Genomic DNA, 11,333 nt, shown 5'->3' with positions numbered 1-11,333 from the left:
GCTCCCGCAACGCGCGCCGCAGGATCTTGCCGACCGGCGTCTTCGGCAGTTCGGCGCGGAATTCGATGTATCTCGGCCGCTTGTAGCCGGTCAGGTTCTCGCGGCAATAGACAGTCAGCGTCTCGATGGTGAGCGCTGGATCCTTCCTGACCACAAACAGCTTCGGCACCTCGCCGGAGTGCTCGTCCGGCACGCCGATCGCCGCCACTTCGAGCACGCCCGGGTGCTGCGCCACGACTTCTTCCAGCTCGTTCGGATAGACGTTGAAACCGGAGACCAGGATCATGTCCTTCTTGCGGTCGACGATCTTGGTGTAGCCGCGCTCATCCATGAAGCCCATGTCGCCCGACTTGAAGAACCCGTCCTTGGTCATCACCTTGGCGGTCTCGTCCGGCCGGTTCCAGTAGCCGGCCATAACCTGCGGACCCCGGATGCAGATCTCTCCGACTTCGCCGAGCGGCACGTTGTTGCCGTCGTCGTCGCGGATGGCGATCTCGGTCGATGGCAGCGGCAGGCCGATCGTGCCGGTAAAGTCGCTGGAGCTGAACTTGTTGGCGGTCGCCACCGGCGAGGTTTCGGAAAGTCCGTAGCCTTCGCTCACCGGACAGCCCGTCAGCGCCTTCCAGCGCTCGGCCACGCCTTTCTGCACCGCCATGCCGCCGCCGAGAGTGAGGATCAGCGGCTTGAAGTCGAGCTTGCGGAAATCCTCATTGTTGAGCAGCGCGTTGAACAGCGTATTGAGGCCGGGAAAGATGTGGACCGGGTATTTCTGCAGTTCTTTCACGAAGCCCGGAATGTCGCGCGGGTTCGGAATGAGCACGTTCTGCGCGCCTTGCTGCATGCCCATCAGCGCGTTCACCGTCAGCGCGAAGATGTGGTAGAGCGGCAGCGCGCAGACGAAGTTGAGATGCGCCGGCTTCGGCTTGACCGTATAGGCGTCCTCCACCCAGAGCGAATTCTGCGCCACGTTGGACAAGACGTTGCGGTGCAGCAGCGTCGCGCCTTTCGACACGCCGGTCGTGCCGCCGGTATATTGCAGGAAGGCGATATCGTCGCCCGATACCGCCGCCGGCTTGAAGGCGCTTGCCGAGCCCGCCTTGAGCGCGGCGTTGAATTTGACGTGGCCGGGCAGCGACCAGACGGGAACCATCTTCTTCACCCGCCGCACGACGAGATTGACGATCGCGCCTTTCAGCCCGCCCAACATGTCGCCCATCGCCGCGACCACGACATGCTTGACCGGCGTCCTGGCGATCACCGCCTGCAGCGTGTTGGCGAAGTTCTCCAGAATGACGATGGCCTGCGCGCCGGAATCCTTGAGCTGATGCTCCAGCTCGCGCGGCGTGTAGAGCGGGTTGACGTTCACCACCGTGAAGCCGGCGCGAAGCACGGCCATCATCGCTACCGGGTATTGCAAAACGTTCGGCATCATCAGCGCCACGCGCGCGCCCTTCTCCAGTCCCTTCGACTGCAGATAGGCGCCGAAGGCCGCCGAAAGCCGCTCGAGCTCGGCATAGGAGATCGACTTGCCCATGCAGACGAACGCCGGCCGGCTGGCGAACTGCTTGCAGGCGCCGACGAGGAAGTCGCCGATGGAATCGTAAGGCAGCGGACCGATCTCCGCCGGCATGTTCTTCGGGTAGTTTTTCAGCCAAGGCTTTTCCGGCAACCCTGCCGCGAGTTCCGTGATCGCCTTGGGCAGCCGCCTGGCCGATCCCGAGGCCGTCTTTGCGGCCGCAGGCCTGGCGGTCTTTGCGGTTGCAGCCTTGGCGGCGGATTTGGGGTTCGTCTGTTTTGCAGCGGCAGCCGGTTTCACAGTGGTCTTCGGCTTGGAGCCGGCCTTCGCAGGTGACGGCGTTTTGGCTGGCGAAGCGGTCTTGGAAGATGAAGCCTTGGCCGCGCCCGCATCGACGGGCGCGGCCTTGGCTGTTGCCTTCGCCGGGGGCGTTGTCTTTGCTGCTTTTGCCACCAAATCCCTCCCTCGTGTCCTAGTCTTACTGCTTGCGCCGCATCTCTTTCCGATTTCGGAAGCGTTCCTCCGCTGCGGCCGATTGCGGATTCCAAGAAATCCGGCCTGGCGTCTATGTATTGCCTCTATCGGCGGCCGTGCAAGTCTTGCCCCAGCGGCAGCGGCGGAAAGATTTGCCGCCGAAATCCTGTCCCTCGACGCCTCCCGCAGGCGTGTCCCCACGAGGACCTGGGATCGCAGGCAGGAGCTTCTTGTTCCATTTCGGCAGAGGCTCAATCAATAAAAAAATGCGGTTGTTAACATTAGCGTGAGCGAAAAATTCTGCTCATTTTTTCTGCTATTTGAGGAAAATGCGGATTCTTTTCCTGCTTACCGTGGGGTACGCAAACGGGGTGTTCCAAAGCCCCAAAAACGGTGCTTATATGCGCGCTTCGCGAGCCTGATAGAGGGGCTTGGAAGAACATCAGGGAGTGCTCAATGAAAAAGACAATGACTTTTGCAGCCGCGTTGCTGGCTGCAAGCGTCCTCGGCGGGATGGCCAATGCAAAGACGCTTGTTTATTGCTCGGAAGCGTCGCCGGCCAATTTCGATCCGGGTACGACGACGGGCGGCAACGACTTCGACGCTTCGTCGCGCACGGTCTATTCGCGCCTGGTCGAGTTCAAGCATGGCGGCACCGAGATCGAGCCCGGCCTCGCCGACAAATGGGAAATCTCCGACGACGGCCTGGTCTATACTTTCCACCTGCACCCTGGCGTGAAGTTCCAGACCACCGACTATTTCAAGCCGACCCGCGACCTCAACGCCGATGACGTCGTCTTCTCGTTCGACCGGCAGTTCAACAAGCAGAATCCGTGGAACGGCGAGAAGTATCTGCCGAACCTGACCTGGGATTACTACACCGGCATGGACATGCCGAAATACGTCGCCAAGTGGGAAAAGGTCGACGACCTCACCGTCAAGCTGACGCTGACCGAGCCGAACGCGCCGATGCTGGCCAATCTCGGCATGGACTTCGCCTCGATTGTGTCGAAGGAATATGCCGACCAGCTCGAGAAGGAAGGCAAGATGGCCGACTTCTCGACCAAGCCGATCGGCACCGGGCCGTTCCAGTTCGTCGACTATCAGCTCGATTCGGTCATCCGCTATGCGGCGAACCCCGACTACTTCAAGGGCAAGGAAAAGATCGACGATCTGGTCTTCGCCATCACGCCTGACGCGACCGCCCGCATCCAGAAGGTGCTGGCCGGCGAATGCGATGTCGCTCCCTATCCGAACCCGGCCGACATCGCCACCATCAAGGCCAACAAGGACGTGACCCTCATGGACCAGGCCGGCCTCAACATCGGCTACATGAGCTACAACACCACGATCCCGCCGCTCGACAAGCCGGAGGTTCGTCACGCGCTCAACCAGGCGATCGACCGGGAAGCGCTGATCAAGTCGCTGTTCCAGGACGCTGGCGCGACGCCGGCGCAGAACCTGATCCCGCCGACCATGTGGTCGTGGAACAAGGATGTGAAGTTCGATTCCTATGATCCGGAAGCGGCCAAGAAGGTGCTGGCCGACGCCGGGCTGAAGGAAATCCAGCTCTGGGCTTCCGATCGCGTTCGTCCTTACAACCCGAACTTCCAGCGCGCGGCTGAGCTGATCCAGGCCGACTGGGCCAAGGTCGGCGTCAAGGCCGAGATCGTCAACTACGAGTGGACCAAGTATCGCGAGGAAGGCAAAAAGAAGGAGCGTCCCGGCGCCTTCCAGATCGGCTGGACCGGCGACAATGGCGATCCGGACAATTTCTTCGCCACCCTCTTCGCGTGCTCGGCCATCGGCGTCTCGAACTATTCCAGCTGGTGCGACAAGGACTTCGAGGACCTGATCCAGAAGGCCAAGAAGACCAGCGACCAGGGCGAGCGCACCAAGCTCTATGAGCAGGCGCAGGAAATCTTCGCCAAGCAGGCGCCGGCCTTCCTGCTGGCTCACAGCCAGGTCTATGCCGTTGTCCGCAACAACGTCAGCGGCTTCAAGATGGACCCGCTCGGCATTCATCGCTTCGACGGCGTTGACAAGGCCGAGTAATATTTGCGAACGGGGCGGCGCGAATTGTCGCCGCCCCATTCCATTTCACGATGCTCAGATATCTCCTCAACAAAATCGCACTTCTGATCCCGACGCTCGTCGGCATCACCATCTGCGCCTTCGCCTTTGTCCGGTTGCTGCCCGGCGATCCGATCCTGGCCATGGCCGGCGAGCATGGCGTCACCCCCGCCCGCTACGAAGAGCTCAAGGAACAGTTCGGCTACAATCTGCCGGTCTGGGAGCAGTATGCGCGCTATGTCGGCGAGGTCGCGACCGGCGATTTCGGCGTCTCGATTTCCTCCAAGCGCCCGGTGCTCCAGGAGTTCAAGACGCTCTTCCCGGCGACGCTGGAATTGTCCTTCTTCGCCATGATCTTCGCCATGGCGATCGGCATCCCGGCCGGCATATTCGCGGCCGTCAAACGCGGCTCATGGTTCGATCAGTCGTTGATGGGCACCGCGCTGGTCGGCTATTCCATGCCGATCTTCTGGTGGGGCCTGCTGCTCATCATCTTCTTTTCCGGCTATCTCGGCTGGACGCCGGTGTCGGGCCGCATGGGCCTGCAGTTCTTCCTGAAGCCGATCACCGGTTTCATGACCATCGACAGCATTCTCTACGGCAAATGGGACGCGCTGCGCTCGGCGCTCAGCCATCTCATCCTGCCGGCGATCGTGCTCGGCACGATTCCGCTGGCGGTGATCGCGCGCCAGACCCGTTCGGCCATGCTCGAGGTGCTCGGTGAAGACTATGTCCGCACCGCCCGCGCCAAAGGCCTTTCCGCCGCCCGCGTCATCGGTGCGCACGCACTTCGCAACGCCCTGATCCCGGTCGTCACCACGATCGGCCTGCAGGTCGGCACGCTGCTTGCCGGCGCCATCCTCACCGAAACCATCTTCGCCTGGCCGGGCATCGGCAAGTGGATGGTCGATTCCATCTTCAAGCGCGACTATGTCGTCGTGCAGTCAGGTCTGCTTTTGATCGCACTCATCGTCATGGCCGTTAACCTCATCGTCGACGTGCTTTATGCCGTCATCAACCCGCGCATCAGGGCGGCGTGATGAGCCAGTCGACCGAAATCGCCCCGATGGCCGCCGGCAGCCCGGACCGGCTGACCGGCTTCAAGACCTTCTGGCACTATTTCTCGGTGAACCGCGGCGCCGTCATCGGCCTGGTCGTCTTCATCCTGCTGGTGCTGGCGGCGCTCTTTGCGCCGTTGCTCGCGCCCTATGCACCCGACGTGCAGGACAAGACCGCCTTCCTCAGGCCGCCGGCCTGGCAGGCGGGCGGCAGCTCGCAATATATCCTCGGCACCGATCCGGTCGGCCGCGACATCCTCTCGCGCCTGCTCTATGGCGCGCGTTTCTCGCTGCTCATCGGCGCCGTCGTCGTCACGCTGGCCCTCGTCGGCGGCATCACGCTCGGCTTGCTGGCAGGCTATTTCCGCGGCTGGGTCGACGTCGCGATCATGCGCGTCATGGACCTGATCCTGGCCTTCCCGTCGCTGCTTCTGGCGCTGGTGCTGGTCACCATTCTCGGGCCCGGCCTGTTCAATGCGATGCTGGCGATCTCGCTTGTCCTGCAGCCGCATTTCGCCCGCCTGGTGCGCGCTGCCGTGATGGCCGAGAAGAGCCGCGAATATGTCGTGGCTGCCAAGGTCGCCGGCGCCGGGCACCTGAGGCTGATGCTCAAGACCATCCTGCCGAACTGCCTGGCGCCGCTGATCGTCCAGGGCACGCTGTCCTTCTCGAACGCCATCCTGGAAGCCGCAGCGCTTGGCTTCCTTGGCCTCGGCGCTCAGCCGCCGACACCGGAATGGGGCACCATGCTGGCCTCGGCGCGCGAATTCATCCTGCGCGCCTGGTGGGTGGTGACTTTCCCCGGCCTTGCCATACTTATCACGGTGCTCGCCATCAACCTGATCGGCGACGGCCTGCGCGACGCGCTCGATCCGAAGCTCAGGAGGTCGTGATGGCATTGCTCGACATCCAGAACCTCGTCGTCGAGTTCCAGACCGCCTCCGGCCCGTTCCGCGCCGTTGACGGCGTCTCGCTCCGTGTCGACGAGCGCGAGGTGCTCGCCATCGTCGGCGAATCCGGCTCCGGCAAGTCGGTGTCGATGCTGGCGGTTATGGGCTTGCTGCCCTGGACCGCCACTGTCACCGCCGACCGCATGACGTTCGGCGGCCGCGATCTCCTCAAGATGGGTCCGGCCGAGCGCCGCAAGATCATCGGCAAGGACATTGCCATGATCTTCCAGGAGCCGATCGCCAGTCTCAACCCTTGCTTCACCGTCGGCTTTCAGATCGAGGAAGTGCTGCGCTTCCATCTCGGCATGGATCGCGCACAGCGCCGGGCGCGCGCCATCGAGTTGTTGAAGCAGGTCGGCATTCCGGAGCCGGCCGAGCGGCTCAACTCCTTCCCGCACCAGATGTCGGGCGGCCAATGCCAGCGCGTCATGATCGCCATGGCCATTGCCTGCAATCCGAAGCTGCTGATCGCCGACGAGCCGACCACCGCGCTCGACGTCACCATCCAGAAGCAGATTCTCGATCTGCTTGTGTCGCTGCAGGCCAAATACGGCATGGGGCTGATCATGATCACCCACAATATGGGCGTGGTCGCCGAGACCGCCGATCGCGTCATCGTCCAATACAAGGGCCGCAAGATGGAAGAGGCCGACGTGCTGTCGCTGTTCGAGAACCCCAAGAGCAACTATACGCGCGCGCTGCTGTCTGCGCTGCCGGAGAACGCCGTCGGCGACCGGCTGCCGACCGTCTCCGACATGCTGTTCGAGCCGGCGCCCCCAGAAGCCAGTGCATGACCGGAGCCGGCGCATGACCAAGGTTGTCGAAGGCAAGAACATCAAACGCGACTACCATGTCGGCGGCGGCCTGTTCCGCCCCGCGCGCACGGTGCATGCGGTGAAGGGCGTCTCCTTCAGCGTCGATAAGGGCAAGACGCTCGCCATCGTTGGCGAAAGCGGCTGCGGCAAGTCCACGCTCGCTCGCATCATCACGCTGATCGATCCTGCGACCGCCGGCGATTTGTTCATCGACGGCAACAAGGTCGACATCGCCAAGGACGGATTGACCAAGGAAATGCGCCGCAAGGTGCAGATCGTCTTCCAGAATCCCTACGGGTCGCTCAACCCGCGTCAAAAGATCGGCGACGTGCTCGGCGAGCCGCTGCTGATCAATACCGACAAGCCGGCCGAGGAACGTCGCGACCTGGCGATGAACATGCTGAAGAAGGTCGGCCTCGGCCCCGAGCACTACAACCGCTATCCGCATATGTTCTCCGGCGGTCAGCGCCAGCGCATCGCCATTGCCCGCGCACTGATGCTGAACCCGAGCCTGCTGGTGCTGGACGAGCCGGTCTCGGCGCTCGATCTTTCGGTGCAGGCGCAGGTGCTCAACCTGCTCGCCGACCTGCAGGACGAGTTCAAGCTGACCTATGTCTTCATCAGCCACGATCTGTCGGTGGTGCGCTACATCGCCGACGACGTCATGGTGATGTATTTCGGCGAGGCGGTCGAATACGGCTCGCGCGACGAGGTCTTCTCGGACCCCAAGCACAGCTACACCAAGACGCTCTTCGCCGCGACGCCGCGCGCCGACGTGGCAAGCATCAAGGCAAGGCTGGCGAAGAAGGCGGCGTAAGGCTCGAACCAGACGTCCGGGCGTCACGCCAGCTTCGCAATGATTGCCCGCAGCGCTTCGCCGAAACGGTGCACTTCCTCGACCGTGTTGTAGTGCACCAGCGAGGCGCGGATCGCGCCGCTGTCCATCGACAGGTTCAGCCGCTTCATCAGCCGCGGCGCGTACATATGGCCGTCGCGGATGCCGATCTGCAAGGCCGCCATCTCCTCGACGATCCTTTGCGGCGACAGTGTGCCGATGTTGAAGCAGAAGGTCGGCACGCGCTCATGGATACACGCCTCGTCGGCGACGCCGTAAATTGTCGCGCCGCAGGCCTTCAGCACCTTCATCATCTCGCGCGCCAGCGTCAGCTCGTAGTCGCGAATGGCGTTCATGCCGGCGGCGATGTTGTCGCGGCGCGAGCGGTTGTTCTCGGCCAAGAAATTGCGGCCGATCAACTCCAGGTAGCGCACCGCTGCGTCCATGCCGGAGACATTCTCGTAGATGAAGGTGCCGGCCTCGACCTTGTAGGGCGGCTCATCCGGGATGAAGTCCTCGCGGAAGGTCGGCAGCCGCTTCAACGTTTCGAAGCGGCCCCAGAGAAAACCCATATGCGGCGAGAAATTCTTGTAGCCTGAGCAGACGAGATAGTCGCAGTCCCAGGCCTGCACGTCGATCAGCCCGTGCGGCCCGTAGTGCACGCAGTCGAGGAACACTTCCGCGCCTGCCGCATGCGCGATCTTGGCGACCGAAGCGACATCGACAATCGAGCCGATCGAGTGCGCGGTTACCGTGCAGGCGACGAGCCGGGTGCGGTCCGACATCAGCGGCTTGAGGTCGTCGACATGCAGATTGCCGTCCTCGCGCATGCGCCACCATTTGAACCTGGCGCCGGCCTGCTCCAGCGCCAACCACGTGGCGATGTTGGCGTCATGGTCCATGTCGGTGACGACGATCTCGTCGCGTTCCGAAAGCATCTGGCCGATGCCAAGGCTGACAAGGCGGATGAACGAGGTGGCGTTCATGCCGAAGCAGATTTCGGACGGGCTGTAGGCGTTGATCAGGAGCGCCACACTCTCACGCGCTTCGGCGACGGACTGGTCGACGGTGACGCTGCGGCCGTAGCGGCCGCCGCGCTGCACGTTGTGCGCCACCAGATGGCTGGTCACCGCGTCGAGCACGCTTTGCGGGATCTGCGCACCGGCGGCGTTGTCCATGAAGATGAAGTCGCCGGCCTGCCGGAGCGCCGGGAACATGGCGCGGATCTTCTCGACCGGGAACGAAGCGGCGCTCTCCTGCGCTTTCGAAACATGGTGCTGGTTCACGGGAGTCTCCTTCAGCTAATCGAGGTCATTCCAAGGGATCAGTGCGCGGACCGAGCTTTGCCGCGCTCTTCGAGGTAGCCGACCAGCCGCACCAGCGGCCACAGGAAGGCGAGATAGATGATCGCCGCGCCGATCAGCGGCGTCGGATTGGCCATCAGCGCCTGCGCGTCGGTCGCCTGCTTCAAGAGGTCCGGCATCGCCACCACCGAGGCGAGCGCGGTGTCCTTGAACACCGAGACGCAGTTGCTGGTGAGCGGCGGAATGACGACACGGATCGCTTGCGGCAGGATCACCTTGCGCATGGCGACCCAAAAGGGCAGGCCGAGCGCCGAGGCCGCCTCGAACTGGCCCTTCGGAATGTTCTCGATGCCGGCGCGGCAGACTTCCGCCGTGAAGGCCGCCAACACCAGCGACAGCGCAAGTGCTGCCGAGACGAAGGACGACAGGCGGATGCCGATGAAGGGCAGGGCGTAGTAGATCAGGATCAGCACCACCAGGATCGGAAGCGCGCGGAACATGTCGATATAGAGCGTCGCCAGCCGCCTGAGCGGCTTCGGCGCGTAGAGCCGCACCAGGCAGATCGCCAGCCCGCCGATCGTGCCGAAGACGATCGCCGCGCAGCCGAGCAGAATGCTGTTGCCAAGACCGCGGATCAGGATCGGAAACGACCGGACCAGGATGCCCCAGTTGAAGAAGGTGTCGATCAGTTCCATCGGCGCTCACCGTGAGACAAGGTTCGCCGTGTTTGGCGAGACCCAAATGGTCGAAGCGAGAGCGCCAACTCTTGCTGCCGCTCTCGTCGGAATTTCTGATTAGCCGGCTTATTGCGGGATCGGGCCAGGCGTCACCGTGCTGGTGCCGGCTTCCGGATCGACGCCGAACCACTTCTTGTGGATCGCGGCCATGGTGCCATCCTTCTTCATTTCGCTGATGGCGTCGTTGACCTTTTCAAGCAGCGGATGGCCCTTCTTGGTCATCATGGCGAAGCGCTCGCCCGTCGGGATGCGCACCAGGATCTTAAGCGCTGGCATCTGCTTGATGGCGAACAGGAAGCCGGCGAGCTCGCCCGCGCCGCCGTCGATGCGGCCGTTCTGCACGTCGAGCAGAAGGTCCTGCTGGGCGTTGTAGCTCTTGGTTTCTGCAACGCCGAGCTTGGCGGCGTTCTCCTTCATGTAGGCTTCGCCCGTCGAGCCGGCGATGACCCCGATGGTCTTGCCCTTCAGATCGTCGAGCGATTTGATGGCGGAATCCGCCTTGCCGACGATGGTACCGTCGCTGTCGTAATAGGCTTGCGTGAAGCCCTGGTTCTGCAGCCGCTCCTTGGTGACCGAGATCGAGGACACGGCAAAGTCGATGCGGCCCGAAGCGGTCGCTGCGAACAGCGCCTGGAAGCCGAGATCCTGGAACTCGACCTCTGCGCCGATGCGCTTGGCGACATCATTGGCGACGTCGATCTCAAACCCCTCGAAGGCACCCGAATCGGTCTTGTATTCCCATGGCGGGTTGGCCGGATAGGCGCCCACCATGATCTTGTCGGCAAAGGCGGGCGCTGCAAAGGCGAGGCCGGCAGCGACGGCCATCCCAATCAGTCCTAGACGTTTCAACATCTTGCTTCCCTCTGGTTCGGTTCCTGATCCGCCCCTTTCCGGCGCCAAACTCCCGGGCGCCGCAGGCGAGGCGGTACCTGAATTCACGACGCGCGGCGTCGCCGCGAACCGATATGCTCCGTGAGCTGCGCGATCAGCGCATCGACCGCCGTCTCTGTGGTGACCATGCCGGGAGACAGCCGCAGCGTCGTGCCGCGCGCATCGCAGTAAAGCCGCTCGTCGCGAAGCGCAGCTATGATCTTCGCCGGCTCGGTACCTTGCGGCAGGCCGAGCATCACGCTGCCGCCACGTTCACTGGCATCGAGCGGCGAGCGGACCTCCCAGCCATTTTCCAATGCGGCACCGATGATACGCTCGACGAGCCCGGCATTCTGCGCGCGGATGACGTCGATTCCGGTCTGTTCCACCCACTCCAGTCCGGGCAGCGAGGCGACGCTTGCCAGGATCGCCGGCGTGCCATGATCGAAGCGGCGCGCATCGTCGGCGTAAGTGAAAGCGTCGAGGTCCCAGGAGAACGGGTTCGGCTGACTGAACCAGCCCCGCAACTCCGGCCGGCAGGACGCCAGAAGGTCAGGCGCGACCTGCAAAATGCCGGCGCCGGAGGATCCACACAGCCATTTGAGCGAAGTCGAGACGACGAAATCGACCGGCGTCGCGGCAACCGAAAACGGCGCCACGCCGATGCCCTGTGTGACATCAACGCCGACTATGCTGCCCAC

General features: G+C 63.1%; 10 protein-coding genes. 5 read left to right on the top strand and 5 right to left on the bottom strand.

All coding sequences use genetic code 11. From position 1 onward, the window contains the following. Positions 1-1,969, bottom strand: a 1,969-nt coding sequence (locus EOA79_RS24440) for a long-chain fatty acid--CoA ligase (RefSeq protein ID WP_128293373.1), incomplete at its 3' end; no start/stop codon positions are given. Between the two features lie 477 nt (positions 1,970-2,446). On the opposite strand from EOA79_RS24440, the gene EOA79_RS24435 reads away from it, so the two are divergent. The 5 genes from EOA79_RS24435 to EOA79_RS24415 are packed head-to-tail and all read left to right on the top strand — an operon-like array spanning position 2,447 to position 7,703. Next, complete coding sequence (locus EOA79_RS24435; RefSeq protein WP_067003638.1) at positions 2,447-4,045, top strand: ABC transporter substrate-binding protein; 1,599 nt, start codon at positions 2,447-2,449, stop codon at positions 4,043-4,045. A 50-nt stretch (positions 4,046-4,095) separates the two neighbouring features. Next, complete coding sequence (locus EOA79_RS24430; RefSeq protein WP_067003640.1) at positions 4,096-5,103, top strand: ABC transporter permease subunit; 1,008 nt, start codon at positions 4,096-4,098, stop codon at positions 5,101-5,103. Positions 5,104-5,129: 26 nt separating this feature from the next. Beyond that, a complete protein-coding gene (locus tag EOA79_RS24425; protein WP_245322339.1) occupies positions 5,130-6,014 on the top strand; it encodes an ABC transporter permease subunit in 885 nt (294 codons plus the stop codon). Next, positions 6,014-6,865 carry an ABC transporter ATP-binding protein gene (locus EOA79_RS24420; RefSeq protein WP_082953860.1) on the top strand — a complete coding sequence of 284 codons (852 nt, stop codon included), beginning with the start codon at positions 6,014-6,016 and terminating at the stop codon, positions 6,863-6,865. The genes EOA79_RS24425 and EOA79_RS24420 overlap by 1 nt, the downstream gene beginning before the upstream one ends. Positions 6,866-6,878: 13 nt before the next feature. Continuing rightward, a complete protein-coding gene (locus EOA79_RS24415; RefSeq protein ID WP_095799476.1) occupies positions 6,879-7,703 on the top strand; it encodes a dipeptide ABC transporter ATP-binding protein in 825 nt (274 codons plus the stop codon). Positions 7,704-7,726: 23 nt separating this feature from the next. Here EOA79_RS24415 and EOA79_RS24410 read toward each other — a convergent pair whose 3' ends face one another. The 4 genes from EOA79_RS24410 to EOA79_RS24395 all read right to left on the bottom strand — a co-directional run. Beyond that, positions 7,727-9,007 carry a cysteine desulfurase-like protein gene (locus EOA79_RS24410; RefSeq protein WP_095824274.1) on the bottom strand — a complete coding sequence of 427 codons (1,281 nt, stop codon included), beginning with the start codon at positions 9,005-9,007 and terminating at the stop codon, positions 7,727-7,729. Positions 9,008-9,045: 38 nt separating this feature from the next. Continuing rightward, positions 9,046-9,720: an amino acid ABC transporter permease gene (locus EOA79_RS24405; protein ID WP_128293372.1), complete on the bottom strand. Its 675-nt coding sequence runs from the start codon at positions 9,718-9,720 to the stop codon at positions 9,046-9,048. Between the two features lie 108 nt (positions 9,721-9,828). Further along, entirely contained in the window at positions 9,829-10,614 is a 786-nt protein-coding gene (locus EOA79_RS24400; protein ID WP_067003647.1) for an ABC transporter substrate-binding protein, read from the bottom strand. Between the two features lie 83 nt (positions 10,615-10,697). Continuing rightward, the coding region (locus EOA79_RS24395; protein WP_128293370.1) for an aminotransferase class V-fold PLP-dependent enzyme at positions 10,698-11,333 on the bottom strand (636 nt) is incomplete at its 5' end.

This window comes from Mesorhizobium sp. M1A.F.Ca.IN.020.03.2.1, assembly GCF_004023205.1.
Lineage (GTDB): Bacteria > Pseudomonadota > Alphaproteobacteria > Rhizobiales > Rhizobiaceae > Mesorhizobium.
Note: the sequence above shows the minus strand (reverse complement) of the source record. Positions and strands in the feature narration are given on the sequence as shown.